This window comes from Bradyrhizobium sp. Leo114, from assembly GCF_055229415.2.
In genome coordinates, this window is sequence record NZ_JBUYEN020000005.1 from 264,736 (window position 1) to 290,575 (window position 25,840).

Consider the following 25,840-nt stretch of genomic DNA (forward strand, 5'->3'; position numbering starts at 1 on the left):
TGCCACGCTGCACCCCGTTTGTCTGTCACCCCCAAGCCACGGTTCAATAGGTTCCGGACTGAGCATGCGAAGCCTCGGCCCAATGCCCGCTCTGGGGCATAAATGCCGATCGGCTCAATTGGTGCCGCCGGTGCCGTCGGCGGAGTCATTTGCCGCGGCCTCGTCGATCTTGCGATAGAGCGTCGAGCGGCCGATCTTCAGGCGCCGCGCAACCTCCGACATCTGCCCGCGATAATGCGAGATCGCGAAGCGGATGATCTCGTTCTCCATCTCTTCCAGTGGCCGCACATCGCCGCTGCTGGTCAGCATCGAGAGATTGCCGGTGGCAGGCAGCGGCGCAATGGGTATTTCGCTACCCGATACCATCGCGGGCGCCGTGGACGGGGCGACGATCAGCGGCTCGCCATGCGTCGGGGCTGGGTCAGCAAGTGGATGCGCGGCGACTTGCGGGAAGTCGGCGAGGTCAAGCTGGTCGCCATCGCTCATGACCACGGCGCGATACACCGTGTTTTCGAGCTGGCGGATGTTGCCGGGCCAATCGAGCTGCGAAAGATGCGCCATCGCCTCGCCGCTGATGCCGGTGATGTTGCGGTTTTCCTCGGCGTTGAAGCGCGCGAGGAAATGCCGCAGCAGATGCGGGATGTCCTCGCGCCGTTGCCGCAGCGGCGGAATCGTCAGCGGCAGGACGTGCAGGCGATAGAACAGGTCCTCGCGGAATTGGCCGGCCTTCACCAGCTCGAGCAGTTTGCGGTTGGTGGCGGAAATGATGCGGACGTCGACCTTCACGGGCTTGCGGCCGCCGACGGCTTCCACCGTGCCCTCCTGCAGCGCGCGCAACAGCTTCACCTGTGCGGTCAGCGGCAGTTCGCCGACTTCGTCGAGGAAGAGCGTGCCGCCATGGGCTTCGACGAACTTGCCCATATGGCGTTCGGTGGCGCCGGTGAAGGCGCCCTTCTCGTGGCCGAACAGGATCGACTCCACGAGATTGTCGGGGATCGCACCGCAGTTCACCGCAACGAAAGGCTTCGATTTGCGCTCGCTGCTGCCGTGGATGGCGCGGGCGAACAATTCCTTGCCGACGCCGGATTCGCCTTCGATCAACACCGGAATGGCTGATGAAGCGGCCTTCTGCGCGGTGCGCAGCACGCTTGTCATGGCTTCGCTGCGGGTGATGACGTCGGTGAACGTGAGCCGCCCCTCGCGGCTGTGGCGGATGCGCTGCAATTCACCCTTGAGTGCAGAAGTGTTCAGCGCATTGCGCAAGGATACCTGCAGCCGCTCGAAGCCGACCGGCTTGACGACGAAATCCTGGGCGCCGGCGCGCATCGCCGAGACCACATTGTCGATGCCGCCATGCGCGGTCTGCACGATGACGGGGACGTTCAAACCAGCGTCACGAATCTTTGCGAGCACGCCGAGGCCGTCGAGGCCGGGCATCACGAGATCGAGCACGACCGCATCGATGGTCTGGCTTTCCTGGGCGGTGAGTGCGGCGATGGCATCATCGCCGCTATCGACTACGAGGGGCTGGTAGCCGCATTTTTGCACCATGTTTTCAACCAGACGGCGCTGTACTGCGTCATCATCGGCAATCAAAATGGTGGCAGCCATGGTTTTCCCCGCACGTTACGCTTATCTGTCTCGAATCGGGGCACTCTCGCCGAAGCCGATTAACGCCCTCTTAAACGTTGCCCACCCCCGCACATTTCGCCGCCGCATCTCCGATTGAACACAGGTTACCGCCAAGATGACCTCGCGCTCCTCCGCTCTCCGCAAACCCACCCAACGCAAGCCGGCCAAGGCCAAATCCGCTGCCAACAAGTCCGCCGCGAAGAAGGTCGTGGGCAAAACCGGCAAATTGCCGGAATGGAATCTCGCCGACCTCTATTCCGGGATCGACGCGCCGGAAGTCGCGCGCGACCTGGCGAAGATGGATGCAGATTGCGTCGCGTTTGAGACCGACTACAAGGGCAAGCTTGCGGAACATACGGCCCGGGAAGATGGCGGAAAGTGGCTCGCCGAGGCCGTGCGACGCTATGAAGCGATCGACGACCTCGCCGGCCGGCTCGGCTCCTTTGCCGGCCTCGTGCATGCCGGCGACAGCGTCGATCCCGCGATCACGAAATTTTACGGCGATGTTTCAGAGCGCCTGACGGCGGCCTCGACGCACCTCCTGTTCTTCGCGCTTGAGCTCAACCGCATTGACGATGATGTGATCGAGCGCGCGATGCAGGCCGAAGAGCTCGCGCATTACCGGCCCTGGATCGAAGATCTGCGCAAGGAGAAGCCGTATCAACTCGAGGATCGCATCGAGCAGCTTTTCCACGAGAAGTCGCAGAGCGGCTATTCCGCCTGGAACCGGCTGTTCGACCAGACCATCGCCGGCCTGCGTTTCAAGGTCGGCGCCAAGGAGCTCGCGATCGAGCCGACGCTCAACTTCCTGCAGGACCGCGATGGCGCAAAGCGCAAGGCGGCGGCGGAAGCGCTGGCGAAAACCTTCAAGGCCAATGAGCGCACGTTCGCGCTGGTCACCAACACGCTCGCCAAGGACAAGGAGATTTCCGACCGCTGGCGCGGCTTCCAGGATGTCGCGGATTCCCGCCATCTCAACAACCGCGTCGAGCGCGAGGTGGTGGACGCGTTGGTCGCGTCCGTGCGCGCTGCCTATCCGAAGCTGTCGCACCGCTACTACCGGCTGAAGGCGGGCTGGTTCAAAAAGAAGAAGCTGCCGCATTGGGACCGCAACGCGCCATTGCCCTTTGCCGCGACCGGCACGATTGCCTGGCCCGAGGCGCGGAGCATGGTGCTGACCGCCTATCGCGGCTTTTCCACCGATATGGCCGCGATCGCCGAGCGCTTCTTCACCGACCGCTGGATCGATGCGCCGGTGAGGCCGGGCAAGGCCCCAGGCGCCTTCTCGCATCCGACCACGCCGTCGGCGCACCCTTACGTGCTGATGAACTACCAGGGCAAGCCGCGCGATGTCATGACGCTGGCGCATGAGCTCGGCCATGGCGTGCACCAGGTGCTGGCGGCAAAGAACGGCCCCCTGATGGCGCCGACACCGCTGACGCTTGCGGAGACCGCAAGCGTGTTCGGGGAGATGCTGACCTTCAAGCGCCTGTTGTCCGAGACCAAGAGCGCCAAGCAGCGCCAGGCGCTGCTCGCCGGCAAGGTCGAGGACATGATCAACACCGTGGTGCGGCAGATCGCGTTCTATTCGTTCGAGCGCGCGGTGCACACCGAGCGCAAGAACGGCGAATTGACCGCCGAGCGGATCGGCCAGATCTGGCTTTCCGTGCAGACCGAGAGCTTAGGGCCGGCGATCGAGATCAAGCCGGGCTACGAGAATTTCTGGATGTACATTCCGCATTTCATCCATTCGCCCTTCTACGTTTACGCCTATGCGTTCGGCGATTGCCTGGTGAACTCGCTCTACGCGGTCTACGAGCACGCCTCCGAGGGCTTTGCGGAACGCTATCTCGACATGCTCGCAGCCGGCGGAACCAAGCACTATTCGGAACTGCTCAAGCCGTTCGGCCTGGATGCCAAGGACCCGAAATTCTGGGACGGCGGGCTGTCGGTGATTTCAGGCATGATCGACGAGCTTGAGGCGATGGGCTGAGGGAAGGCCGTACAACTTCTGTTGAACGGGATCTCCGGCTCCGTTATCATTGCGTATAACGGAGCGTTGTCATGAGCGACCAACCAGACAATCCGCCGAACCCTCGCGGCAAGGTGATCGCCACGGTGGAGATCAAGAAGATCGGCAATTCCTCCGGGATCATTCTGCCGAAGGACGTGATGGCGCGCATGCAGATCAGCGTCGGCGATACGCTCTACGCCACGCTGACCCCTGACGGCGGATTCCGCCTGACGCGGTACGATCCGGATTTCGAGAAGGCGATGGAAGTCGCGCGCCGCGGCATGAAGCGCTACCACAACGCCTTGGCGGAACTTGCCAAATGAGTGAGCCGTTCTGGCTCACCCGGCAGATGATCGAAGCGATCCACGACGAGCAGCTCGCGATCTATGGCGGGGCGAGCGGCCTCCGCGACGAAGGCATGCTGCAATCGGCATTGGACCGGCCGAGGAACAAATGGTCCTACGAGCACGCCGAACTGGCTGACATGGCGGCGGCCTATGCCTTTGGCATTGCGCGCAACCATCCATCCGTCGATGGCAACAAGCGCGACTCGCTGCTTGCGCTCTACACTTTCCTCGGCGTGAACGGCATCGATTTCGATGTGCCGGAGGCCGAGGCGGCCGCCATGATCCTCGCCCTCGCCGCAGGCGAGGTGGACGAAGAGGGCCTCACCCGCTGGATCCGGGATAATTGGCGTTCCGAATGAGGCGATAGGCGAGGCGGCGTTGCCCTGTCCGCGGCTTTGCGCTATGGCACGCTTGAAAATCAGACGTTTGATGACTGGGGACAAGGATGGCGAACCATAGCGAAGTGGCTTACACCACTGCCGACGGCAACGACTACATCGAGCATGAGCGGACCTACGAAGGCTTCATCGCGCTGGTCAAATACGGCACCGCGACGGTCGCCCTCATTCTCATCCTGATGGCCTTCTTCCTGCTCTGACCTCTCGCCGGCTGCGCCGCCAATGCCGGCGGTGCTCAAAAAAATTGCATTCAAACCGGTCCCAAAACCGGTATCCAACGTTGCGGGAGTAACGCTAAGTTTGCTTGCGTGCGCTGTCCCGCGCCGCCGGAGGCCTTATGAAGATTGCCGTTGCCAAGGAAATCGACCCGTCCGAGCCGCGGGTCGCCGCATCCCCTGACACTATCAAGAAACTCAAGGCGCTCGGTGCAGAGGTCGCGGTCGAGCCGGGCGCGGGCATCAAGTCGGGCTTGCCGGATTCGGAATTCACTGCCGTCGGCGCCACCGTGAGCGCCGATGCGGTGAAAGATGCCGATATCGTCATCAAGGTGAAGCGGCCGGAGGCGTCCGAACTCTCGAAATACAAGCGCGGCGCGCTCGTCATCGCCATCATGGACCCCTACGGCAATGACGCTGCGCTGAAGGCGATGGCGGATGCCGGTATTTCGGCCTTTGCGATGGAGTTGATGCCGCGCATCACCCGTGCGCAGGTCATGGACGTTTTGTCGTCGCAGGCGAACCTTGCCGGTTACCGCGCGGTGATCGAGGGCGCCGAAGCCTTCGGCCGCGCCTTTCCGATGATGATGACCGCGGCTGGCACCGTACCCGCCGCGAAAGTGTTCATCATGGGCGTCGGCGTCGCGGGGCTGCAGGCGATCGCGACCGCGCGCCGGCTGGGGGCCATCGTCACCGCGACCGACGTGCGTCCGGCGACGAAGGAGCAGGTGGAGAGCCTTGGCGCCAAATTCCTCGCGGTCGAGGACGAGGAGTTCAAGAACGCGCAGACCGCGGGCGGCTACGCCAAGGAAATGTCCAAGGAGTACCAGGCCAAGCAGGCCGCGCTCACCGCCGAGCACATCAAGAAGCAGGATGTCGTGATCACGACGGCGCTGATCCCAGGCCGCCCGGCCCCCAAGCTCGTCTCCGCGGACATGGTCAAATCGATGCGGCCCGGTTCGGTGCTGGTCGATCTCGCCGTCGAACGTGGCGGCAATGTCGAGGGCGCGAAGGCGGGTGAGATCGTCGACGTCGATGGCATCAAGATCGTCGGCTACACCAATGTTGCCGGCCGCGTCGCCGCCTCCGCCTCCGGTCTCTATGCCCGCAACCTGCTCGCCTTCATCGAGACGCTGGTCGACAAGGCGAACAAGGCGCTTGCCGTCAATTGGGACGACGAACTGGTGAAAGCCACCGCGCTGACCAAGGACGGCGCCGTCATCCACCCGAACTTCCAGCCGAAAGCCTAAGGAGAGAAGCCATGGAGCATATCGCGCAGGCCGTCGATCCCTTCGTATTCCGGCTTTCCATTTTCGTGCTTGCCGTGTTCGTCGGCTATTTCGTGGTGTGGTCGGTGACCCCCGCGCTGCATACGCCGCTGATGAGCGTCACCAACGCGATCTCCTCGGTGATCGTGGTCGGCGCGCTGCTCGCGGTCGGCGTCGGCATGATCTCGAGCGGCTCGGGTTGGGCGCGTGGCTTCGGCTTCGTGGCGCTGATCTTCGCCTGCGTGAACATCTTCGGCGGCTTCCTTGTCACCCAGCGCATGCTGGCGATGTACAAGAAGAAGTCCAAGTAAGCGGCCACCTCGGGGAAGAGGCAAACGGGGACCTGAGATGAACGCCAATCTCTCTGCATTGTTGTATCTCGTGGCGGGTGTGCTGTTCATCCTGTCGCTGAGGGGGCTGTCGAGCCCCGCCACCTCGCGGCAGGGCAACCTGTTCGGCATGATCGGCATGGCGATCGCGATCGGCACCACGCTCGCGAGCCATCCGCCGGCGGACGGCGTCGCCTGGCTGCTCGTCGTACTTGGTGTCGCCATTGGCGGTGCGATCGGCGCCGTGATCGCGCGGCGGGTGCCGATGACCTCGATGCCCGAACTGGTCGCCGCCTTCCACTCGCTGGTCGGCATGGCCGCGGTGCTGGTCGCCGCCGGCGCGTTCTATGCGCCCGAGGCCTTCGACATCGGCACGCCCGGCAACATCCACACCCAGAGCCTGATCGAGATGTCGCTCGGCGTCGCGATCGGCGCGCTGACCTTCACCGGCTCGGTGATCGCGTTCCTGAAACTGTCGGCGCGGATGAGCGGCGCACCGATCCTCCTGCCGTTCCGTCACCTCATCAACATCGCGCTCGCTTTGGCGCTGGTGTTCTTCATCGTTGGCCTCGTGCTGTCGGGCAGTGCGGTCGACTTCTGGCTGATCACCATCATCGCGCTGGTGCTCGGCGTGCTGATGATCATCCCGATCGGCGGCGCCGACATGCCGGTCGTGATCTCGATGCTGAACTCCTATTCCGGCTGGGCCGCGGCCGGCATCGGTTTCACGCTCGGCAATTCGGCGCTGATCATCACCGGCGCGCTGGTCGGCTCCTCCGGCGCGATCCTGTCCTACATCATGTGCCACGCGATGAACCGGTCCTTCATCTCGGTCATCCTGGGCGGCTTCGGCGGCGAGACCGCGGCGGCGGGCGGCGGGACCGGCGAGCAGAAGCCGGCCAAGCTTGGCTCGGCTGATGATGCCGCCTTCATCATGAAGAACGCCTCGAAGGTCATCATCGTGCCCGGTTACGGCATGGCGGTGGCGCAGGCCCAGCACGCGCTGCGCGAAATGGCCGACATCCTGAAGAAGGAAGGCGTCGAGGTGAAGTATGCGATTCACCCGGTCGCGGGCCGCATGCCCGGCCACATGAACGTGCTGCTGGCCGAAGCCAACGTGCCCTATGACGAGGTGTTCGAACTGGAGGACATCAACTCCGAATTCGCCCAAGCCGACGTCGCTTTCGTGATCGGCGCCAATGACGTCACCAACCCGGCTGCGGAAGAGGACAAGACCTCGCCGATCTACGGCATGCCGGTGCTGCAGGTGTGGAAGGCCGGCACGGTGATGTTCATCAAGCGCTCGCTGGCCTCAGGCTATGCCGGCATCGACAATCCGCTGTTCTATCGTGACAACACCATGATGCTGCTCGGCGATGCCAAGAAGGTGACCGAGAGCATCGTCAAGGCGATGTGAGGCCGTTTGCGGGCAGCGATGCTCGTCCTGAAATGGCTCCTGATCCTCGCTGCAGTCGGTTATCTCGGAGCGCTCGCGCTGCTGTTCGTCAAGCAGCGCGAGATGCTGTTTCCGATTCCGACGCGGGAGCGAACCTCACCGGAAGCCGCCGGCTTTCCTGAAGCCGAGGAACATGTCCTCACCGCAGGCGATGGCGAAAGGGTCATCGTCTGGCACGTGCCGGCAAAGCCCAGCCGTCCCGTGATCCTGTACTTTCCCGGCAATGGCGATTTTCTCGCGGGACGAGTCAGCCGTTTCCGCGCGATGACGTCTGACGGTACCGGCCTGGTCGCGCTCTCCTACCGCGGCTATGCCGGCTCGAGCGGGTATCCGAGCGAGCGCGGCATTCTGCAGGACGCCGCTGCAGCTTACGCCTTCACCGCGGCGCGCTATGCCGCGGAACGAATTGTCGTCTGGGGATTTTCACTCGGCACCGGCGTTGCGGTCGCGCTGGCTTCTGACCAGCCGATCGGCAAGTTGATCCTGGAGGCGCCCTATACCTCGACGGTCGACATTGCTGGTGCGGCATTCCCGCTCGTGCCGGTGCGCTGCCTGATGCGGGATCAGTTCCGTTCCGACGAACGCATTGCGCGCGTCACAGCGCCGCTGCTCGTCATGCACGGCACCGACGATCCCGTGATTCCGATCGTCTTCGGAGAGCGTCTGTTCACAATCGCGCATGAGCCGAAGCGGCTCGTTCGCTTTGCTGGCGGCGGCCACGACAATCTCGATTATTATGGCGCGATCGAAACGGTGCGGCAGTTCATTGGCGGTTCGTAGGTGTGGAATGAAGAAATGGCGTGGTGTGCTCCTCCTGTCGACGTTGGTGCTGCTGCCGGAACAGGCGCGCGCAGCGGCAGCGCTCGACGGCGCGGCGATGACCTGGCCATTTGCGCTTCCTTTCGCTGGTCTGCTGCTGTCGATCGCGCTCGGGCCGCTGCTGTTTCCGAAATTCTGGCATCACCATTACGGCAAGATCGCCGCTGGCTGGTCCTTTCTGACGCTCGCCTCGCTCGTCTGGTTCGCCGGAGGTGCAGCCATGCTGGAGAGCTTCGTGCATGCGATGCTCGGGGAGTATCTGAGCTTCATCGTGCTGCTGTTCGCGCTCTATACGGTTGCCGGCGGGATCTTGGTGACCGGCGACCTGAGGGGCACGCCGTGGACCAATACGTCCGTTCTTGCAGTGGGTACGATGATGGCCAGCGTCGTCGGCACCACCGGTGCCGCCATGATCCTGATCCGCCCGTTGATCCGCGCCAACCTGTTGCGGCCCCATAACGCGCACGTCATCGTGTTCTTCATCATTCTCGTTGCCAATGTCGGCGGCGCGCTCAGCCCGCTCGGCGATCCGCCACTGTTCGTCGGTTTCCTGCACGGCGTCGAGTTCTTCTGGACCACGAGGAACATCTGGTTGCAGACCGCGATCGTGGCCGGCATCCTCCTGCTCGTCTTTGTCGTGCTCGATCTCTGGCTCTTCCGCAAAGAGCCATCAGCTCCACCCGGCGGAGCGTCGCCGATCCGCCTTCGCGGCCTGATCAATCTGGTGCTGATCGCCGCAATCATTGCCAGCATCCTGATGTCGGCGACCTGGCGGCCAGGAATTGCCTTCGACGTTCTCGGCACCAGGCTGGAGCTGCAGAATCTGGTGCGAGACGGCCTTCTGATCGCAATCGCGCTGCTTTCGCTATGGCTCACGCCGGACGAACACCGCGAGGCCAACGGCTTCAACTGGGAGCCGATCCGGGAGGTCGCGAAATTGTTTGCCGCCATCTTCACCGCGATCATCCCGGTGCTGGCGATGCTCCATGCCGGGCGTGACGGCTCGTTCGCCTGGCTGTTGTCCGCGGTCACCGAACCGAACGGCGCTCCACGGGAGGTTCCCTATTTCTGGTTCACCGGATTGATGTCGGCGTTCCTCGACAATGCTCCGACCTATCTGCTGTTCTTCGAGGTCGCCGGCGGCGACCCGCAGCGGTTGATGGGGGAATTGTCGGGGACGCTGGCGGCGATTTCCATGGGTGCGGTCTACATGGGGGCGCTCACCTACATCGGAAACGCACCGAACTTCATGGTGGCGGCGATCGCGAACGAGCGTGGCATCAAGATGCCGAGCTTCTTCGGCTATCTCTTCTTTGCGGGTTGCGTGTTGATACCACTGTTCCTGCTTCTCACATTTCTGCCGATCGCCCCTGTTCTCAGCGTTCACTGAGTGCCATATGCTGGAACTCCTTTGAGCGGCGGAAGGGGAGTTCATGAGCGCACATGGTCCGATGCCCCATACGGCATGGATTTTCCCCGCGCTGGCGATGGGATTGTTCGCTGCGGCGACAGCCGTCGGATGGGTGTTTAGCCCATCTCTCGGCGGATGGCTGCTGGCCGCGATCCTGCTGGCCATCCTGTTCGGCACGGTGTTCGCTGCGGTTCATCACGCGGAGGTGATCGCCGAAGAGGTCGGAGAGCCTTTCGGCACATTGGTGCTGACGCTCGCGGTGACGATCATTGAAGTGGCGCTGATCACGACGATCATGCTGGGTGACAAGCCGCAGCCGGCGCTGGCCCGTGACACTGTGTTTGCGGTTGTGATGATCGTTTGTAACGGTCTCGTTGGGCTGTGCATCTTCATCGGCGGGTTGCACTACCGCGAGCAGGATTTCCAGGTTACCGGCGCCAACGTTTATCTCAGCGTGTTGTTCGTATTGGCGACGATAACGCTGATCATGCCAAATTATACATTGGCGACGCCCGGGCCGGTCTATTCGGCGATGCAACTCGGATTTGTCGACATTGTCACGCTCGCCCTCTACGGTGTCTTTCTCTACATCCAGACCATGCGGCACCGCGATTACTTCGTGGCCGAGTCCGCAAATGATGCTGAGGCGCCGAAGATGTCATCGGGCGCCGTGCTGGCGCTCAGCATTCCGTTGCTGCTGGTCTCGCTTCTCGCCGTCGTGCTGCTGTCAAAGAAGTTCTCGCTCGTCATCGATGCCACCGCAGCGATGATCGGTGCGCCGCCCGCCTTCGCGGGTCTCGTGGTCGCGCTTCTCATCCTCATGCCGGAAGGCGTTGCCGCGGCTTCGGCCGCCCGCAACAATGATTTGCAGAAGAGCATCAATCTTGCGCTCGGGTCATCGCTTGCCACGATCGGGTTGACGATCCCCGCGGTCGGCGTCGCCACCTACCTGCTGGGCAAGGAGCTTGTCCTCGGGCTCAACGCCCAGAGCACGGTGCTGTTGTTCTTGACCTTCCTCTTGAGCATGCTGACCTTCGGCACAGGCCGCACCAATATCCTGTTCGGCGTGGTGCATCTGGTGGTATTTGCCGTGTTCTTGTTCCTGGCATTCCTGCCATAGGGAGACAACGACGATGCTTGCCGCGAAATCCGATGTCCAGGTCGACACCCCCGAAGTCCGCGTCACCGAGTGGCGGCTGGCGCCGGGCAGTGCGACCGGGCCTCACGTCCATGAGATGGACTATGTGATCGTGCCCGTGACCGCCGGCGAGATGACCATCGTGGCGCCCAGTGGCGAGCGGTCGAAGGCCGAGCTCCGCGTAGGCAAGTCGTATTTCCGGAAGGCGGGGGTGGAGCACGATGTACTTAATGAAACCTCTACGGAGATCGTCTTCCTCGAGATTGAACTCAAACCGTAAGCATCCGTGATCGCCGGAACCGGCCGGTTGCCATTGATCCGACGCAGTTGATCCCTCAATGTGCCTCAAAGTTCCCGCATCTAACGCCGCGGCGGGGAGTGGTTGGCAATGCTGAAATACCTGACGAAATTTGTCGTCGATATCTTTCCCTCGGTGGCTGCGACGGTCATCGGGGCCTACATCGTTAACCACTACATCGTAGCCAAGCCGGAGGCACCGGCCGCCGCCGCTGTTTCGACCGCCCAGCCGAAGGCGGCCGTCGCGAGCAAACCCGTCGAAAAGCCTGCCGAGGTCTCCAATCTTCCCGAAGCTGGCGTGAAGGCCAAGGGCATGTCCGAGCGCACATTGATGGAGCGCACGGCGTCCGAGAAGGCCACGGTGATCGAGAAGCCGGCTGAGAAGGCGACCGAGAACAAACCAGCCGCCGAAGCGCCCGCCGAGACCGCAAGCATTCCGCCCGCCGAGCCCCGTCGCCATCAGCCCGCACCCCGTGAAAAGGCCGTCGCCAAGGTGACGCCGGCACCGGTGCAGCAGCCTGCTACCGTGCCCGCCGCTGCACCCGCCTCGCCGCCAGCCGAAGCTGCGGCTGTACCGGACGAGCATCGTGACGCCAACGACCTTGCGCGCGCCGCGATCGAGCGGTTGCGCGGCACCGCCGAGGGCGGCTCTCGTTCGCCGGAGGCGGCACGTGCACCGGAAGCGCCTCGCGTCGCGACCGCGCCGTCAGTGGTGCGGCCGTTGCCGCCGCCGATCATGGTCTCGACGCCGCCGAGCGAGACCTTCGGCCAGACCTCCCAGCCGCGTCCGCCTTATGCCGCAAGCGCAGCTGACGATCCGAACCGTCCGACGCCGCCGGCGGACATTCCGACCTCACGTCCGCCGCTGGATCTGCGCGCCGACGCAGCAGGGGCGGAGCCGGCCAAGGAGCGCCCGACGATCGGCGACGACATGCTGTCATCGATGAAATCGGTATTCCACGCCGTCCTGCCGAAATAGCTGAGTACGATCGCGCAGGCTGGATATAGCCGGCGTCATCTCGCTGTCTCCACAAACACGCTGTCGTCCTCGCGAACGCGGGGACGCATAACCACAGGGAGTTGTTGTGGCGCGAGCAAGTGGTTGCAGCTTCACACATCACTAAACCCTGTGGCTATGGGTCCTGGGTCGCGCGGAGCCTGTCATCGGGCGCGCGTTCGCGCGACCCGTTAGCTTGCCCGGGACGACGGCGAGGAGAGTGCGTCTATCTTAACCGCCGGTGCGCGCGAGGCCGCTGCGCGCGGTCTCGTCTCGAGGCCGCAATGCTATCGCTCGGCTGTACGAAATCGCTGCCTTGCCTTTGTCGCCGAGCCTCTCATAGGCCTCGCCGCGCACCGTCCAAGCCTGGGCGCTGTTCGGATCGGCCTGCACCGCTTCGTCAAGATCGGCGGCCGCTTCCTTGGCCTTGTTGAGAGCGAGGTAGCTGCTCGCGCGCGCCAGCAACGGGTCTACGCTCTGTGGCGCCAGGCCGCTGGCCGCGGTGAAATCCTCGATCGCCTGCTGGTGCTGGTTCTGGCCCTGATAGATCAGGCCGCGGCCATAGAGCGCCTGTGTGTTGTAGGGATCGACTGCGAGCGCCTGTTCGAATTCGGCGAATGCCTGTTCGGTCTTGAAGGACCGCGCGAACTCCTGGCCACGCGCCGCGTGCTCCTTGGCGTCGCTGACGTTCTGCGCACTGACGCTGCCGGTCGGCTTGTCGGTGGCGGCCTGCTTGGGTTTGTCGTTGCCGGGCCCCAATGATCCCAGATCGAACGAGCAGCCGCCCAAGGGGAGACCAAGGGGAATGCCAAGTGTAACGGCCAGCAGAATGGCAGGCCGTGCCATCAGGCGCGGGAGAGGCAAAATTCCAGAACGGGTGCGGGATGCCGGAAACACCATCAACGGAACTGCTCGCGTAATGGAAATGCTCGCGTCTGCAATTCCGTATTGGTAGCCGGCCGCGGTGCAAAATGCACCGACCAAAAAGCAAAACGCGGACCCTCAGGCCCGCGTTGTCATTTCTGACCTTTATAAAAAGGTGCGATCAGCGCGGACCGCGGCCAGCGCCCGGGCCGCCACGTCCACCGGCGCCACGGTCACCACCCGCGCCGGCGCCGAACACCGGCTTCGGCTTCATCGGCAACAGACCTTCGCGCTGCAGCTTCTTGCGCGCCAACTTGCGGGCGCGGCGCACGGCTTCGGCCTTCTCGCGGGCCTTCTTCTCGGAAGGCTTCTCATAGTGGCCGCGGAGCTTCATCTCGCGGAAAATGCCCTCGCGCTGCATCTTCTTTTTGAGCGCCTTCAGGGCTTGATCGACATTGTTATCGCGGACGAGAACCTGCACGCGGCATCCTCTTTTCGATTGATCGGTTCGGAAATCTGGAAAAGCCAAGGTCGGCAAAAAGGCCAGACCTTCAGCCCTAGGGGCGCGCATGTAGCAGACAAAATCGCAAATGTCCACCGGTGAAGCGGGAGCAAGGGCCAAGTAAAGCCACGAAATAGGGCGAAATTGCCACCTAGCGGCCTTGATTGGGGTGATTCGGCGCCAAATGCTTGGCCGCTCCCGCAGCTTTTGCTGGCTCCGGGAAACAAAATAATAGGAGAATTGCTATGGAGACACAAAAATACGCCGCCGAGGCGATCGGCACGTTCTGGCTCACATTTACGGGATGCGGCAGCGCCGTGATCGCCGCTGGCTTTCCGCAAGTCGGAATCGGCCTGGTCGGCGTGTCGCTGGCGTTCGGATTGAGCGTCGTCACCATGGCCTATGCGATCGGCCACGTGTCCGGCTGCCATCTCAATCCGGCCGTCACCGTCGGTCTCGCTGCCGGCGGACGTTTCCCCGTTGGCCAGATCCTGCCCTATGTGATCGCTCAGGTGATCGGTGCGGTCGTTGCTGCGGGAGTGCTCTATCTGATCGCGAGCGGCGCGCCCGGCTTCGACCTCGCCAAGGGCTTTGCCTCCAACGGCTATGACGCGCATTCGCCCGGGCAGTACAGCCTGTTGTCCGGCTTCATCACCGAGGTGGTGATGACGATGATGTTCCTGTTCATCATCATGGGCGCGACCCATGGCAGGGCGCCTGCGGGCTTTGCGCCGCTCGCGATCGGGCTCGCGTTGACGCTGATCCATCTGGTCAGCATTCCCGTCACCAACACCTCGGTGAATCCGGCGCGCAGCACCGGGCCGGCATTGTTCGTTGGTGGATGGGCGCTGGCGCAGCTCTGGCTGTTCTGGGTGGCGCCGTTGATCGGCGGCGCGCTCGGCGGGGTGCTCTATCGCTGGCTCAGCGAGGAGCCGACCGGCGTCGTCGAAGGCGTACGACAGGCTTGATCAGTTTCTAATTTAAGACTTTGCCGGCGGGCTACTGTTTGTGGCCTGCCGGCGCTACTTCGGTGGTGCCACTTCAGTGACATGGCCCATCTTGCGGCCGGGCCGCGGCGGGCCCTTGCCGTAGAGATGCACGGTTGCGCCGGGCACTGTCAGCCATTCCTCATAGCTCAGGATGTCGTCGCCGATCAGGTTGGTCATGGTCACCGCGCCATGGCGGATCGGTTTGCCGAGCGGCCAGCCGGCGATGGCGCGGATGTGCTGCTCGAATTGCGAGATCGAGGCGCCGTCGAGCGTCCAGTGTCCGGAATTGTGAACCCGCGGCGCGATCTCGTTGACCAGCACGGTCGGCCCGTCGTTGCCCGCGACCACGAACATTTCGACCCCGAGTACGCCGACATAGTTCAGCGCATGCGCGATTCTTTCCGCAACCGATCGCGCCTGCACGGCGAGCTCGGCCGGGATCGCCGCCGGCGCGCGCGAGATCTTCAGGATGTGATCGCGGTGCTCGTTCTCGGTGACGTCGAAACATTCAACGTGGCCGTCCGCGGAGCGCGCGGCGATCACGGAGATTTCGCGCTCGAATGGCACGAAGGCTTCGAGGATGGCGGATTTGGTGCCGAGGTCTTCCCAGAGCTGGTCGATGTCGTCGCCCTCGCGGATCATCGCCTGGCCCTTGCCGTCATAGCCGAAGCGGCGCGTCTTGATGACGGCGGGAAGGCCGATGCGCGCGACGCCGGCGCGCAGCGTTTCGACCGAGGACACATCGGCATAGTCGGCGGTGCCGATGCCGAGCCTGGTGATGAAATCCTTTTCGATCAGCCGGTCCTGCGTGGTCTCGAGGATCTTCTGCGACGGCAGCACCGGGCGGCGCGCCGCCAGCACCAAGGCGGTCGCGGACGGCACGTTCTCGAATTCATAGGTGATGACGTCGACGTCATTGGCGAACAGTTCGAGCGCCTCGACGTCGGCAAATTCCGCGCAGGTCGCGTGCTGCACCACGTCGAAGGCGGGCGAATCCGGATCCGGCGAGAACACCTGGCATTTGAGGCCGAGCCGCGCCGCGGCCATCGCCAGCATCCGGCCCAATTGCCCGCCGCCGAGAATTCCGATGGTATCACCCGGCTTCAGCTTCACTGTTGTCGAAGCCGTCACGCCGATACCTCCGGATGCTCCTTGACCGCATCGGTCTGTTGCTTGCGCCAGGCGGCCAGACGCGTCGCCAGCGCCGGATCGTTCAGCGCCAGCACGCTCGCTGCGAGCAGCGCCGCGTTGATGGCACCCGATTTTCCGATCGCCAGCGTGCCGACCGGGATACCGGCCGGCATCTGCACGATCGAATACAGCGAATCGACGCCCGACAGCGCCTTCGATTCGACGGGAACCCCGAACACTGGAAGTTCCGTCAGGGCAGCCGTCATGCCGGGCAGATGCGCGGCACCGCCGGCGCCGGCAATAATGACCTTGAAACCGGCCGCTTTTGCCGCCTTGGCGAACGCGTACAGCCGGTCCGGGGTACGGTGGGCGGAAATGATCCGCGCCTCAAACGCGAGCCCGAGGGCAGTGAGCGTTTCGGCGGCGTGGCCCATGGTCTCCCAGTCCGACTGGCTTCCCATGATAATGGCTATTGCGGCGGGCATATCGTCAATTCTGATCGGGAATCCAGAAGCATGGGCCGGATTATAGGAGCGGCCCGTCACTGATCCAAGGCGTGGCAAGGAATCTGGAATGGACTATCCTGTCTTGGTGAATGCGGGCAAGCCTCATCAGCGGGCCTCAACAAGGATGCTTATGAAAAAGAAGAAGAGGGCGGCCGCATCCGGGGCCGCGAAAAGACAAAGCGCGGCTGCGCGCAAGGTTGCGCCGCGCCGCGCCCAAGCCGCAACCACCCAAGCCGCGCCTGCCCAAGCCGCCCCCGCCAAAGTCACCCCTGTCCAGGTGCCATCGGCTGCATTGACCGAGGCCAAGGCGACAATTCGCCGCCTCAAGGCGGAACTGGCCGCGGCGGAAGCGCAGATCGCGGAACTGCAGGCATCCGCGGAGACCGACTTCCTGCTGGACATCCTCAATCGGCGCGGCTTCGAGCGCGAGCTGAACCGCTCGATCGCCTATATCAAGCGCTATCACGCCAGCGGCGCGCTGGTCATGCTCGACGTCGATCGCCTGAAGCCGATCAATGACACCTATGGCCATGCCGCCGGCGATGCGGTGCTGAAGGCGATCGTGAAGACGGTAACGAAGCAGGTGCGTGCATCGGACGTGGTCGGACGGCTCGGCGGCGACGAGTTCGCGGTGCTGCTGTGGAACCTGACCGAGACCGACGCCAAGGCCAAGGCTGCGGCGCTGGAGCAATCGATCGATCGCCTTACCTTCGATTTCGGTGGCCGCAGCGTCAGCGCGGGCGCCTCCGCCGGCGTTGCGATCCTCGGTCCGCACTCCGTGGCGAGCCGCGCGCTGGAAGAGGCTGATAGCGCGATGTATGTGCGCAAGGCGCAGCGGCGGCATGAAGTGGTGGGTTGATGGCAAGCGGCTTCACAGGCCGAGATCGTCCGGCAGGTTGCCGAATTTCCGCAGCAGGTGCGCATCGCCGAATTCGCCGATCATGGGATCGCCGGTGCGGCTGAAGGCGACCGCGCCGATGCTGCCCGGCATCCGCGACATCATCTCGGCGCGCCGCAACGCGGTCGCGGCGCTCTGACACTCCTCGGCATTGCCCGCGACCAATTCACCGCTGTCGTCCCGCACGAAAGGCAGCGCAACGTAATAGGTGATATCGGCCATGGCGTGCTCCTTTTACCTACGCGGCGTCGTTCTTGGCCTGCGCGAAACAGGTCGCGAGCGCGTCCTGTAATTCCGCGACCTCAGTCTCGAGGAATTCGTTGGCCATGATCAGCGCCTTGATGGTGCTGCGCAGATTGCCGTCGCACATCGCGATCGCCTGGTCGCAAGCCACTTCGTAGCGGTTGTTGTCGGAGAACACTGACGGCATGGGCATGGCGATGATCCTTCCGGTTCTGGCTGGCGGCAGCGGTAATGTTCTTATTTTGTTCTAGAGGAGTCAAGAGGGCGGAAGCGCCTTGCCGGCGGCTTGTGACCGATCGCGCCAAGCGCCTGTGGATGTCTGCCTGTGGATGTCGGGGACAGCTAGCCAACATGCGCTGACAGCAAAGCCAGGCGCAAATTCTCTCGTCTCGTCATTCCGAGGCACGCAAAGCGCGAGCCCGGAATCCGTTTTACCACTTGCACGCGCGGCCCGATGGATTCCGGGTTCGATGCGGAGCCTATCATCGGGCCGCGCTTCGCGCGGACCCATTGGTATCGCCCCGGAATGACGGCGCGCGTCACGCGATGATGTCGGGCGTGATCTGATCCTCGATGAAGGCGATGCGATCGCGCAAGTGCAGCTTGCGCTTCTTGAGTCGCTGCACCATCAGCAGATCCGGCGCCGGCGACTGATGCAGCGCGTCGATCGCTGCATCGAGATCGCGGTGCTCCTGCTGCAGCCGTGCAAGCTCTGCGTGGAGTTCGCGCTCATCTTCGTCGGTCATGGCTGTGTACTAAAAAATAGGCACGGTGAAGTTGTGGCCGGATCGCTCGGTATCTGCGTGCCGAAATATCCTCCCTCCACGCTCGCCGCGCAAGTTAAGACGGTTCCATACGCACGTTCTGTTACAGATAAATTCGAAAATGTCGCAGCGCTGATTCGCAATCTCCGTCGACAGATAATCTGGCTGGTGTACACTTTGGTGTCCTGATCGAAATTGAGGTCAACCTGCCGAGGAGGTTTCGTAATGGCGATACAGGCGCATCTGGTTGAACTGGAACGCAAGCACAAAATTCTCGAAAGCGAACTACACGAAGCGCTCCTGCACCTCTCTACAGACGACCTGCAAATCACCGAACTCAAGCGCCGCAAGTTGATGGTCAAGGACGAGATCGAACGGTTGAAACAATCCGTCGACGAGACATTCCACTAGCCAGTCCCCCGGTAACATATCGCAACGTACACCACTTCAGGCCGGATGGGCGCCGAAGCGCTCATCCGTGGTCGATGTTGCGACTGCTCACACGAACTCACCGACGTAATCGGCGATCGCGAGCGACGACGTCAACCCGGGCGATTCGATACCAAACAGATTGATCAATCCAGTGACGCCGTGATCGCGCGGCCCCTGGATCAGGAAATCCTGCGTCGCCACGGCCGGCGGAACGATCTTCGGTCGGATCCCGGAATAGCTTGGCATCAGTGCCCCGTCCGGCAGCCCGGGCCAATATTTGCGGATTGCCGGATAGAAGCGGTCCGCGCGCGCCGGATCGACGGCGTAATCGATGCTCTCCACCCATTCCACATCCGGGCCGAAGCGGGCCTGCCCTGCCATGTCCAGGGTGAGGTGCACGCCGAGCCCGCCGGGCTCGGGCACCGGGTAGATCAGCCGCGAGAACGGCGCCCGCGCGCTGCAACTGAAATAGTTTCCCTTGGCGAGATAGGCGCATGGGATCAATTCGAGCGGCATACCCTCGATGCCGCGCGCGACCGCCGGCGCCCCGAGGCCTGCGGCATTGACGAGCAGGTCGCATTCCAGCGTCATCGGCGCTTCGCCACCGGCCTCGATCTCGATCCGGCCGGCCGCCGCCTTGGCGCGGAGCAGCGGGGTATGGAAGGCGAATGCGGCGCCGGCGGCCTCCGCATCGCCCCTGAGCGCCAGCATATAGGCGTGGCTGTCGATGATCCCGGTGGACGGCGACAGCAGTGCGGCGTCGCAGTTCAACGCTGGCTCCATCGCGCGGGCGGATTCGCCCGAAAGCAGCTCCATGTCGCGCACGCCATTGGCCTCGGCATGGGCGCGGATCGATTGCAGCTTTTCGGTCTCTTTCGGCGTGGTCGCGACGATCAGCTTGCCGCAATTGCGATAGGGGACGCCGTGCTCCTTGCAATAACGGTAAAGCGCATGCTTGCCGCTGACGCACATCCGCGCCATCAGGCTGCCGGCACGGTAGTAGATGCCGGCATGGATCACCTCGCTGTTACGCGAGGAGGTCACGGTGCCGATCCCCTCGGCGGCTTCCAGCACGATCACTTCGCGCCCTGCTTGTGCGAGGCGGCGTGCGACGGCGAGCCCGATCACACCCGCTCCGATGACGACGCAATCAACTCTGTCCATGGATCCTTCAAGCCCCGGAAATCGGCGCGAATAGGGTTCTGCGTGTTGTTGTCCATCCGCGCCTTGGTAGCAACGCCCCGGATTGCCTCGAAATAGGCTTCGTGGCGCACCGGCATTAGTGCGGCATTAATCATGTCAGGGCAATTGCCCTAAATTAAGTCACATTTTCCGGTTGCATCGCGCGGCGTTTACCCGATCCAAAATGCCAAGGCCAGAGACTGTAATGCGGAAATCCGCAAGGTGACGGAATGGCTGGCAAGAAAGCGCAGGGAAGCGGGAGGAATCTGATTCCGGCGCCGGCCGTCGTCTGCCTTGTCGTGGCCATTGCGTCGGCTGCATTGGCTCTCGCAGCGTCAGCCGGTCTGGTCCCATCGAGCGATATCGGTTCGCTCGGGCCGAACCTGGTCTGGGAGCTTTTGATCGGCGGCATCGTCGTCGCCTCCTTCGTGGGCGCGATCACGCTCTCGGTGCTTTCGGCGCTGCGAAGGGTGCAGCGCATACAACTCCGGCGCAATGCCTTCGTCAGCTCCGCCCTCAACCATCTGAACCAGGGCGTGGTGATGACCGATGCGCAAAAGCGGATCGTGTTCTGCAACGACCGCTATCTCGAAATCTATGGCCTGTCGCGCTCTGACATACCGCGCAACATGACCGGGCCCGAACTGCTGGCAATGCGGCACAAACGCGGTTTGATGGATGCCACACCTGCGGAGTTCTATGTCCGGGCCGCCAGCCCCGAGGGGATGGTGACGGAATTGCCCAACGGCAAATCGGTCGTGGTCCGACATTTCGGGCTGCCCAATGGCGGATCGATCGCGACGCATGAGGACTGCACCGACCAGCGGCAACTGTCGCGCAAGCTCGCATCCACCACCCAGTTCCTGGAATCGGTGCTCGACAACGTGCCGGTCTGCGTGGCCGCGAAGAACATCGAGGACGGCCGCTACATCTTCGCCAACCGTGCCTTCGAGCGGTTCTCGCGCTTCTCGCGCGATCGCATCGTCGGCAAGCGCGCCGACGAGATCTTTAGTCCCGAGAGCGCCGCGAGCATCGCGGCCGCCGACAAGGCGGCGCTTCAAGCTCCAGAAGGCTCCTTCCGCAACGAGTTCTGGGTCGAACGTGGCCCGGAGCGGCGCATCCTCGCTTCCAACCGCGTGATCGCGCGCAACGAGAAGGGCGAGCCGGAATTCCTGATCGCGCTGTTCGATGATGTCACCGACCGCCGTTCGCTGTCGCGGGAATTGGAGAACGCCAAGAAGTTCCTCGAACTCGTGGTCGACAACATTCCGGTCTCGCTGATCGTCGAGCGCGTCAGCGACGGCCGATATTTGCTCGCCAACCGCTCGGCTGAGACGATCCTGAACCGCCGGCGCGAGGATGCCACCGGCCTGACGGCGACGGACATCTTCAATCCGCGCGAGGCCAAGCTGATCATCGCGCGCGACGAGGCTGCGATCAAGAAACGCGGCCTGCTCACCGAGGAGCATCCGATCTCGACCAAGGACGGCTTGCGGCTATTCCTGACCCGCCGCATGACCGTGCTCGACGAGCATGGCGAGCCGCAATACCTGATCAAGACGCATGAGGACGTCACGGATCGACGCCAGACCGAATCCCGCATGGCCCATATGGCCTATCACGACGGTTTGACCGATTTGCCGAACCGCGCCGCTTTCCTGCAGGCGCTGGCGCAGATGATCGAGGCCTGTGGCGGCACCGACGAGGAATTCGCCGTGCTTTGCGTCGACCTCGACGGCCTGAAAGAGATCAACGACGTGTTTGGCCATGCGATCGGCGACAAATTGCTGATCGAGGTGGCCCGGCGCCTGCAGACCTCGGCGCGCGGCGGCGTGGTGGCGCGCCTCTCGGGCGATGAGTTCGGCCTGATCATCGACGGCAAGCAGCCGGCCGCCGGCATCGTTCTTGCCGAGCAGGTGGCGGAGGCGCTCGCCCAGGAATTCTTGATCGATGGCAAATCGGTCCGCACCGGCGTCACTGCGGGCATTTCGGTATTCCCGCACAATGGCTCGGATGCCGCCTCGCTGCTCGCCAATGCCGGCGCGGCGCTGTTCCGCGCGAAGGCGAAGTCGCGGGGCACGATCTCGATCTACGAGCCGGAAATGGACCAGCAGATCCGCGACCGGCGCGTGCTGCATCAGGATCTCTCCGCCGCGATCCGGAACGGCGAATTATCGCTCTACTACCAGCCGCTGGCCGCGGCCGGCGCAACGGTGGACGAGAGCAGGGTGATCGGTTTCGAGGCCCTGGCGCGCTGGCAGCATCCAGTGCGCGGCTTCGTTTCGCCCGCGGATTTCATTCCGCTGGCGGAAGAAGGCGGCCTGATCGTCGAGATGGGCGAATGGATCCTGCGCGAGGCCTGCCGCGAGGCCGCCTCCTGGAAGCAGCCGCTGCAGATCGCGGTCAATCTTTCTCCGGCGCAGTTCATGCACGGCGACCTTGTCAGCCTCGTGCATTCGATCCTGCTCGAAACGGGCTTGCGGCCCGACAGGCTCGAGCTCGAAATCACCGAGGGCGTGCTGATCGAGGATTTCGATCGCGGCCTGGCGCTGCTCAGGCGGCTGAAGGCGCTCGGCGTGCGCATCTCGATGGACGATTTCGGCAGCGGCTATTCCTCGCTGAGCTACCTGCAGGCGTTTCCCTTCGACAAGATCAAGATAGACCGCGCCTTCGTCATGAATCTCGGCCGCAACCCCCAATCGGCGGCGATCGTCCGCGCTGTCATCGATCTCGGTCACGGCCTGCAGATGTCGATCGTCGCTGAGGGCGTGGAAACCGAGGAGCAGCTCGGCTTCCTGGCAAAGGAGGGATGCGACGCGGTGCAGGGTTATCTGATCGGCAAGCCGGCGCCGGTCGGCCAGTACGCGGCGCTGGTGGGCAACGGCGGTAATGTCGTGGAACTGGTCCGCAAGACCGGGTAAGTCTTGCTGGACGGGTTTTCTTCACCCGCGCCTGTATCTCCTTCACGTGGGAGCGCTATGACCTTCCGGCATGGGCGTGCTCTCGTCGCGGCCGCTTAGCCAGTCTTAACCATCGCGCTTCTTTTACTTTTTCGCCCGAGACCTCCCGCTGTAGTCTTGCAATTGATCAGTGCGGAGGATGCCGTGGATCAACGGGATTGGAGCCGCGTCGAGCAGGAACTCGGCGAATTGGTGCCAAAGGCGAACGCGTCCTTGGGCCAGCAGCCTGCGCCAGCGCAGCTCAGTTTGGCAAGTAAGACTCTGGCGTCGGGCGAGAATTCGACGGAGGCAATCCTCGAGCAGATCGCTCAGGCCCTCGAAGCCGACGGAATCGTCAGCAGGAAAAGCCCCTGAGCATCGACTTCCGATCCCATCCGGTGTGTGCGAGCGAACGGACGGCCCAAAGCGCCTTGGCAAAGTTCAAGCTCACGCAGTGCCGCGTGGTGGAACGAAGAGACGCCCGCACGCTGACGCCGACATTCAAAAGAGACCAAAGCGGACGTTCGTAAACGTTCGCTTCTGACGTGCCTCTGCGCCAATCTGTCCCGTCTTTCGCCCCTGGCCGAGGTCGGACGATGCGATACCCTGATGAAAAATTCAGGGAGGGAGCCATGTCAGCGAAACTTGATCGCCGTCAATTCATTGCTGCGGGTACGACAGCGGCAGCGATGCCGTTCCTCTTGCGCAGGGCCGCGGCGCAGGAAGCGTGGCCGTCGCGGCAAATCCGTATGATCTGCAGCTATCCGGCCGGCGGCCAGACCGACCTGCTCGCGCGCGCCTTCGGCGAATTCATCTCCAGGCAGGTGGGAAAGACTGTCGTCATAGAGAACAGAGCGGGGGCCTCGGGCTCGATAGGCGCCGCGGAAGTCGCGCGCGCGGAGCCAGATGGCCATACGATCCTGTGCTCCATCTCAACCACCTATGTGATGAACAGAGCCATGATGAAGAACCCCGGCTACGACATGGACAAGGACCTGACGCTCGTCAGCATCATCCCGGGGGCAGGGCTGCTGCTGGTCGCGAGCCCGAAGGCCGGCGTCAAGACGTTGGACGAATTCGTCGCTTTCGCGCGCAAGAGCGGCAAGGTGAACTTCGGCACCTATAGTGCGGGCTCGGCCCCGCACATGACGATCAATGAGCTCAACAAACAGTATGGTCTCAACATCGAACCGATCCATTACCGTGGCGAAGCGCCAATGTGGACGGGGCTGGCGGAAGGCACGCTCGATGTCGCGATGGGCAGCTACACGGCTGCGCAAACCGTCCTGCAGAGCAATCGCGGCGTTGTGTTCGCGGTGCATTCGAAGAAGGTCGACGCGATCCCGAACATCAAGACTTTACCTGAGCAAGGCGCGACAGCGAAATTCTTCACCGTGAGCGGCTTCACGGGCTGGGCGTTGCCGAAGGCGACGCCGCAGCCGATCGTCGACCGGTTGGCGGAACTCTGCGTGGCAGCCAATAACGATGCGAAAGTGAAGGAAGTTCTCAGCACCTTCGTGCTCGACCCGGCGCTCGGCTTTAGGGAAAGCAACGCTTTGTATCAGAGGGAATTGCCGGTCTGGATGGAGAGCGCGCAAGCGCTCGGCTTGGAACCATCCTAGACAATCTGGAGATACTAGCTGAGCGCCCTGCTTCGATCCGCCTGCTGCGACCAAGCTTCGTCGCGGCGGGATGGCCGCCGGTGCAGGCGGTCGGCGATCAGCTTTGTCGCTTTCTCGCCGCGCCCCGCGCGAAGACAGGCGACGATGAATGTGTCCTCCCAAAGCTCGCGCTGGGCGTGACTGCCGCCGATCCGCACCAGTTCCGGCATCAACGGCTCGAGGATGCGCACGGCGCCCTCGTTGTCGCCCGAGGCAAATGCCTGGATACCGCGGCAAAGACCGATCGCGGAAGCGCCGGGCGCCAGCTTGCCCTCGGCGTGCCGCGCCTCCATTTCGGCAAGCCGCGGCTCCAGAGCGCCGCCGTTGCTCGCCGCGGCAGCCAATGCGTGATGGACATCGGCAAAATGCGCCCCGGCTTTCGGGAAGAATTTCTCGCCGTAGGCGGCGACTTCCTGCCAATGCGAGTCAAGCCCGGTCCTTCCCGCCAGCGAGACCCGCCACAGCAATGAGGTGGTATCGGTCAGAATGTTCAGCGGCGGATAGGGCCGCCCCTGCGGTCTGATATGCCGCTCGTAGATGTCGAGCGCGCCGTCAGTGTCACCGTCCTCGAGCGCGATCAGTGCCAGGTGCCAGGCAAGATGTCCCTGCAAGAAGCTCACACGGTCGTGTGCCGGCAACCAGCCGGACACGAAGGTGCGGCCTTCCTTGGGATCACCCTGCTCGAACAGGGCATGCGACAGAGCGTGGGCCGCGCTGGCATTTGCCGGCTTCATCCAATAGGCGCGCTCGGTGGTATCGCGGCCGGTGATGACGTCGCCCGCCTCGGTTCGCGACCAGCCGAGATAGGTGAGGAACCACCAGTCTTCGCCATAGTCGGCAGCATAGCGCTCGCAGATCGAAAGCCGTGCCGCGTCATGGTCGGGCCGTCCCGAGAAAGCGTAGAGGCCGAAGGCGCCGAGCAGCAGCGACAGGATCAGCGCGTCGCGCGGAAATTCCGTCAGGTGCTGTTCGGCCACTTGCAATGCGTGCCTGGTCTGGCTTTCAACCACCGAGGCTACGATCTCGACATGCTGCTGCTCGCGCCGACTCGCGGCGGCGGCCAATTGCCGGGCTTTTGCCGCCTTGTCGCGGGCCGCCGCGCCTTCCATGTTGATCTGATGGACGCGGGCACGCGCCACATGGGCAAGCGCAAAATCGGGATCCTCGGCGATGGCCGCCTCAAAGGCCGCATCCGCGCCATGCCAGGCCGCAAGGATACAGTCGATGCCATCACGGTAGAGCGCCGCGGCGCGATCGGAAGCGGTCGTCAGCGGCAGGTCGTAGCGGTCCCGGTTCATCATTCGTCCTCCTGACGTGCAGGCGAAATCTAGCAGAGGCGCCTGTGACAACAATATTGCGGAAGACGCCGCGTGAGGCGGTTGAGCCAGTGGCGATCCGCCGCTAGCTT

28 protein-coding genes are annotated in these 25,840 nt (G+C 63.3%); 18 read left to right on the forward strand and 10 right to left on the reverse strand.

Annotated features, from left to right (window positions below; translation table 11 throughout):
• Window positions 1-114: 114 nt before the first annotated feature.
• The gene (locus ACZIRK_RS08800; RefSeq protein ID WP_463327156.1) at window positions 115-1,611 is read right to left on the reverse strand and encodes a sigma-54-dependent transcriptional regulator; all 1,497 of its coding nucleotides are present in this window, start codon (window positions 1,609-1,611) and stop codon (window positions 115-117) included.
• A gap of 136 nt (window positions 1,612-1,747) precedes the next feature.
• On the opposite strand from ACZIRK_RS08800, the gene ACZIRK_RS08805 reads away from it, so the two are divergent.
• The 12 genes from ACZIRK_RS08805 (at window position 1,748) to ACZIRK_RS08860 (ending at window position 12,303) form a co-directional block, all read left to right on the forward strand.
• Window positions 1,748-3,625, forward strand: a complete 1,878-nt coding sequence (locus ACZIRK_RS08805) for a M3 family oligoendopeptidase (RefSeq protein ID WP_130227416.1) — start codon at window positions 1,748-1,750, stop codon at window positions 3,623-3,625.
• A gap of 71 nt (window positions 3,626-3,696) precedes the next feature.
• On the forward strand, window positions 3,697-3,969 hold the full coding sequence (locus ACZIRK_RS08810; protein WP_130227417.1) for an AbrB/MazE/SpoVT family DNA-binding domain-containing protein: 273 nt from the start codon (window positions 3,697-3,699) through the stop codon (window positions 3,967-3,969).
• Window positions 3,966-4,352 (forward strand): type II toxin-antitoxin system death-on-curing family toxin, encoded by a 387-nt coding sequence (locus ACZIRK_RS08815; RefSeq protein WP_130227418.1) that lies wholly within the window; start codon window positions 3,966-3,968, stop codon window positions 4,350-4,352. Before ACZIRK_RS08810 ends, ACZIRK_RS08815 begins: the two co-directional genes overlap by 4 nt.
• Window positions 4,353-4,438: 86 nt before the next feature.
• Complete coding sequence (locus tag ACZIRK_RS08820; RefSeq protein WP_028166992.1) at window positions 4,439-4,591, forward strand: aa3-type cytochrome c oxidase subunit IV; 153 nt, start codon at window positions 4,439-4,441, stop codon at window positions 4,589-4,591.
• A gap of 137 nt (window positions 4,592-4,728) precedes the next feature.
• Window positions 4,729-5,856, forward strand: coding sequence for a Re/Si-specific NAD(P)(+) transhydrogenase subunit alpha (locus ACZIRK_RS08825; RefSeq protein ID WP_130227419.1), 1,128 nt, complete (start codon window positions 4,729-4,731; stop codon window positions 5,854-5,856).
• A gap of 11 nt (window positions 5,857-5,867) precedes the next feature.
• Entirely contained in the window at window positions 5,868-6,185 is a 318-nt protein-coding gene (locus tag ACZIRK_RS08830; RefSeq protein ID WP_028166994.1) for a proton-translocating transhydrogenase family protein, read from the forward strand.
• 37 nt (window positions 6,186-6,222) lie between these two features.
• A complete protein-coding gene (locus ACZIRK_RS08835) occupies window positions 6,223-7,620 on the forward strand; it encodes an NAD(P)(+) transhydrogenase (Re/Si-specific) subunit beta (protein ID WP_028166995.1) in 1,398 nt (465 codons plus the stop codon).
• Between the two features lie 18 nt (window positions 7,621-7,638).
• Window positions 7,639-8,439 carry an alpha/beta hydrolase gene (locus tag ACZIRK_RS08840; protein WP_130227420.1) on the forward strand — a complete coding sequence of 267 codons (801 nt, stop codon included), beginning with the start codon at window positions 7,639-7,641 and terminating at the stop codon, window positions 8,437-8,439.
• 97 nt (window positions 8,440-8,536) lie between these two features.
• Complete coding sequence (locus tag ACZIRK_RS08845; RefSeq protein ID WP_165435329.1) at window positions 8,537-9,868, forward strand: sodium:proton antiporter; 1,332 nt, start codon at window positions 8,537-8,539, stop codon at window positions 9,866-9,868.
• Window positions 9,869-9,911: 43 nt separating this feature from the next.
• Window positions 9,912-11,009, forward strand: coding sequence for a calcium:cation antiporter (locus ACZIRK_RS08850; RefSeq protein WP_130227421.1), 1,098 nt, complete (start codon window positions 9,912-9,914; stop codon window positions 11,007-11,009).
• Window positions 11,010-11,022: 13 nt separating this feature from the next.
• Entirely contained in the window at window positions 11,023-11,307 is a 285-nt protein-coding gene (locus ACZIRK_RS08855) for a cupin domain-containing protein (protein WP_028166999.1), read from the forward strand.
• Window positions 11,308-11,415: 108 nt separating this feature from the next.
• Entirely contained in the window at window positions 11,416-12,303 is an 888-nt protein-coding gene (locus ACZIRK_RS08860) for a hypothetical protein (RefSeq protein WP_130227422.1), read from the forward strand.
• A 249-nt stretch (window positions 12,304-12,552) separates the two neighbouring features.
• On the opposite strand, the gene ACZIRK_RS08865 is transcribed toward ACZIRK_RS08860, so the two are convergent.
• The gene (locus ACZIRK_RS08865) at window positions 12,553-13,167 is read right to left on the reverse strand and encodes a tetratricopeptide repeat protein (protein WP_130227423.1); all 615 of its coding nucleotides are present in this window, start codon (window positions 13,165-13,167) and stop codon (window positions 12,553-12,555) included.
• Between the two features lie 199 nt (window positions 13,168-13,366).
• Window positions 13,367-13,666, reverse strand: a complete 300-nt coding sequence (gene rpsU / locus ACZIRK_RS08870; RefSeq protein ID WP_027579707.1) for a 30S ribosomal protein S21 — start codon at window positions 13,664-13,666, stop codon at window positions 13,367-13,369.
• 266 nt (window positions 13,667-13,932) lie between these two features.
• Here rpsU and aqpZ point away from each other — a divergent pair, with 266 nt between their 5' ends.
• Window positions 13,933-14,655: an aquaporin Z gene (gene aqpZ, locus ACZIRK_RS08875; protein ID WP_028167002.1), complete on the forward strand. Its 723-nt coding sequence runs from the start codon at window positions 13,933-13,935 to the stop codon at window positions 14,653-14,655.
• A 54-nt stretch (window positions 14,656-14,709) separates the two neighbouring features.
• On the opposite strand, the gene ACZIRK_RS08880 is transcribed toward aqpZ, so the two are convergent.
• Window positions 14,710-15,807: a 5-(carboxyamino)imidazole ribonucleotide synthase gene (locus ACZIRK_RS08880; protein WP_130227424.1), complete on the reverse strand. Its 1,098-nt coding sequence runs from the start codon at window positions 15,805-15,807 to the stop codon at window positions 14,710-14,712.
• On the reverse strand, window positions 15,804-16,292 hold the full coding sequence (gene purE / locus ACZIRK_RS08885) for a 5-(carboxyamino)imidazole ribonucleotide mutase (RefSeq protein WP_130227437.1): 489 nt from the start codon (window positions 16,290-16,292) through the stop codon (window positions 15,804-15,806). Before purE ends, ACZIRK_RS08880 begins: the two co-directional genes overlap by 4 nt.
• A 145-nt stretch (window positions 16,293-16,437) precedes the next feature.
• On the opposite strand from purE, the gene ACZIRK_RS08890 reads away from it, so the two are divergent.
• Window positions 16,438-17,172: a GGDEF domain-containing protein gene (locus tag ACZIRK_RS08890; RefSeq protein WP_165435327.1), complete on the forward strand. Its 735-nt coding sequence runs from the start codon at window positions 16,438-16,440 to the stop codon at window positions 17,170-17,172.
• A 12-nt stretch (window positions 17,173-17,184) separates the two neighbouring features.
• Here the strand turns inward: ACZIRK_RS08890 and ACZIRK_RS08895 are convergent, their stop codons facing one another.
• The 3 genes from ACZIRK_RS08895 to ACZIRK_RS08905 all read right to left on the reverse strand — a co-directional run bounded on the left by ACZIRK_RS08895 (window position 17,185) and on the right by ACZIRK_RS08905 (window position 18,200).
• Window positions 17,185-17,433, reverse strand: coding sequence for a hypothetical protein (locus ACZIRK_RS08895; protein ID WP_028167006.1), 249 nt, complete (start codon window positions 17,431-17,433; stop codon window positions 17,185-17,187).
• A 16-nt stretch (window positions 17,434-17,449) separates the two neighbouring features.
• Window positions 17,450-17,641, reverse strand: a complete 192-nt coding sequence (locus ACZIRK_RS08900; RefSeq protein WP_028167007.1) for a hypothetical protein — start codon at window positions 17,639-17,641, stop codon at window positions 17,450-17,452.
• 352 nt (window positions 17,642-17,993) lie between these two features.
• Window positions 17,994-18,200, reverse strand: a complete 207-nt coding sequence (locus ACZIRK_RS08905) for a YdcH family protein (protein ID WP_028167008.1) — start codon at window positions 18,198-18,200, stop codon at window positions 17,994-17,996.
• Between the two features lie 243 nt (window positions 18,201-18,443).
• On the opposite strand from ACZIRK_RS08905, the gene ACZIRK_RS08910 reads away from it, so the two are divergent.
• Window positions 18,444-18,629 (forward strand): YdcH family protein, encoded by a 186-nt coding sequence (locus ACZIRK_RS08910; RefSeq protein WP_028167009.1) that lies wholly within the window; start codon window positions 18,444-18,446, stop codon window positions 18,627-18,629.
• A gap of 87 nt (window positions 18,630-18,716) precedes the next feature.
• Here the strand turns inward: ACZIRK_RS08910 and ACZIRK_RS08915 are convergent, their stop codons facing one another.
• Window positions 18,717-19,814, reverse strand: coding sequence for an NAD(P)/FAD-dependent oxidoreductase (locus tag ACZIRK_RS08915; RefSeq protein WP_130227426.1), 1,098 nt, complete (start codon window positions 19,812-19,814; stop codon window positions 18,717-18,719).
• Between the two features lie 248 nt (window positions 19,815-20,062).
• On the opposite strand from ACZIRK_RS08915, the gene ACZIRK_RS08920 reads away from it, so the two are divergent.
• The 3 genes from ACZIRK_RS08920 (at window position 20,063) to ACZIRK_RS08930 (ending at window position 24,393) form a co-directional block, all read left to right on the forward strand.
• A complete protein-coding gene (locus tag ACZIRK_RS08920) occupies window positions 20,063-22,753 on the forward strand; it encodes a sensor domain-containing protein (RefSeq protein ID WP_463327157.1) in 2,691 nt (896 codons plus the stop codon).
• 183 nt (window positions 22,754-22,936) lie between these two features.
• Window positions 22,937-23,146, forward strand: coding sequence for a hypothetical protein (locus ACZIRK_RS08925; RefSeq protein WP_130227428.1), 210 nt, complete (start codon window positions 22,937-22,939; stop codon window positions 23,144-23,146).
• A 257-nt stretch (window positions 23,147-23,403) separates the two neighbouring features.
• Entirely contained in the window at window positions 23,404-24,393 is a 990-nt protein-coding gene (locus tag ACZIRK_RS08930; RefSeq protein WP_130227429.1) for a Bug family tripartite tricarboxylate transporter substrate binding protein, read from the forward strand.
• Between the two features lie 14 nt (window positions 24,394-24,407).
• Here ACZIRK_RS08930 and ACZIRK_RS08935 read toward each other — a convergent pair whose 3' ends face one another.
• Window positions 24,408-25,733 carry a tetratricopeptide repeat protein gene (locus tag ACZIRK_RS08935; RefSeq protein ID WP_165435328.1) on the reverse strand — a complete coding sequence of 442 codons (1,326 nt, stop codon included), beginning with the start codon at window positions 25,731-25,733 and terminating at the stop codon, window positions 24,408-24,410.
• Between the last annotated feature and the right edge of the window lie 107 nt (window positions 25,734-25,840).

What these genes read in the sequence shown, in the direction of transcription:
- ACZIRK_RS08800 (WP_463327156.1), bottom strand. Translation starts at nt 1,611, where the DNA reads ATGGCTGCCACCATTTTGATTGCCGATGATGACGCAGTACAGCGCCGT.
- ACZIRK_RS08805 (WP_130227416.1), top strand. Translation starts at nt 1,748, where the DNA reads ATGACCTCGCGCTCCTCCGCTCTCCGCAAACCCACCCAACGCAAGCCG.
- ACZIRK_RS08810 (WP_130227417.1), top strand. Translation starts at nt 3,697, where the DNA reads ATGAGCGACCAACCAGACAATCCGCCGAACCCTCGCGGCAAGGTGATC.
- ACZIRK_RS08815 (WP_130227418.1), top strand. Translation starts at nt 3,966, where the DNA reads ATGAGTGAGCCGTTCTGGCTCACCCGGCAGATGATCGAAGCGATCCAC.
- ACZIRK_RS08820 (WP_028166992.1), top strand. Translation starts at nt 4,439, where the DNA reads ATGGCGAACCATAGCGAAGTGGCTTACACCACTGCCGACGGCAACGAC.
- ACZIRK_RS08825 (WP_130227419.1), top strand. Translation starts at nt 4,729, where the DNA reads ATGAAGATTGCCGTTGCCAAGGAAATCGACCCGTCCGAGCCGCGGGTC.
- ACZIRK_RS08830 (WP_028166994.1), top strand. Translation starts at nt 5,868, where the DNA reads ATGGAGCATATCGCGCAGGCCGTCGATCCCTTCGTATTCCGGCTTTCC.
- ACZIRK_RS08835 (WP_028166995.1), top strand. Translation starts at nt 6,223, where the DNA reads ATGAACGCCAATCTCTCTGCATTGTTGTATCTCGTGGCGGGTGTGCTG.
- ACZIRK_RS08840 (WP_130227420.1), top strand. Translation starts at nt 7,639, where the DNA reads ATGCTCGTCCTGAAATGGCTCCTGATCCTCGCTGCAGTCGGTTATCTC.
- ACZIRK_RS08845 (WP_165435329.1), top strand. Translation starts at nt 8,537, where the DNA reads ATGACCTGGCCATTTGCGCTTCCTTTCGCTGGTCTGCTGCTGTCGATC.
- ACZIRK_RS08850 (WP_130227421.1), top strand. Translation starts at nt 9,912, where the DNA reads ATGAGCGCACATGGTCCGATGCCCCATACGGCATGGATTTTCCCCGCG.
- ACZIRK_RS08855 (WP_028166999.1), top strand. Translation starts at nt 11,023, where the DNA reads ATGCTTGCCGCGAAATCCGATGTCCAGGTCGACACCCCCGAAGTCCGC.
- ACZIRK_RS08860 (WP_130227422.1), top strand. Translation starts at nt 11,416, where the DNA reads ATGCTGAAATACCTGACGAAATTTGTCGTCGATATCTTTCCCTCGGTG.
- ACZIRK_RS08865 (WP_130227423.1), bottom strand. Translation starts at nt 13,167, where the DNA reads ATGGCACGGCCTGCCATTCTGCTGGCCGTTACACTTGGCATTCCCCTT.
- aqpZ (WP_028167002.1), top strand. Translation starts at nt 13,933, where the DNA reads ATGGAGACACAAAAATACGCCGCCGAGGCGATCGGCACGTTCTGGCTC.
- purE (WP_130227437.1), bottom strand. Translation starts at nt 16,292, where the DNA reads ATGCCCGCCGCAATAGCCATTATCATGGGAAGCCAGTCGGACTGGGAG.
- ACZIRK_RS08890 (WP_165435327.1), top strand. Translation starts at nt 16,438, where the DNA reads ATGCTTATGAAAAAGAAGAAGAGGGCGGCCGCATCCGGGGCCGCGAAA.
- ACZIRK_RS08895 (WP_028167006.1), bottom strand. Translation starts at nt 17,433, where the DNA reads ATGGCCGATATCACCTATTACGTTGCGCTGCCTTTCGTGCGGGACGAC.
- ACZIRK_RS08900 (WP_028167007.1), bottom strand. Translation starts at nt 17,641, where the DNA reads ATGCCGTCAGTGTTCTCCGACAACAACCGCTACGAAGTGGCTTGCGAC.
- ACZIRK_RS08905 (WP_028167008.1), bottom strand. Translation starts at nt 18,200, where the DNA reads ATGACCGACGAAGATGAGCGCGAACTCCACGCAGAGCTTGCACGGCTG.
- ACZIRK_RS08910 (WP_028167009.1), top strand. Translation starts at nt 18,444, where the DNA reads ATGGCGATACAGGCGCATCTGGTTGAACTGGAACGCAAGCACAAAATT.
- ACZIRK_RS08915 (WP_130227426.1), bottom strand. Translation starts at nt 19,814, where the DNA reads ATGGACAGAGTTGATTGCGTCGTCATCGGAGCGGGTGTGATCGGGCTC.
- ACZIRK_RS08920 (WP_463327157.1), top strand. Translation starts at nt 20,063, where the DNA reads ATGGCTGGCAAGAAAGCGCAGGGAAGCGGGAGGAATCTGATTCCGGCG.
- ACZIRK_RS08930 (WP_130227429.1), top strand. Translation starts at nt 23,404, where the DNA reads ATGTCAGCGAAACTTGATCGCCGTCAATTCATTGCTGCGGGTACGACA.
- ACZIRK_RS08935 (WP_165435328.1), bottom strand. Translation starts at nt 25,733, where the DNA reads ATGATGAACCGGGACCGCTACGACCTGCCGCTGACGACCGCTTCCGAT.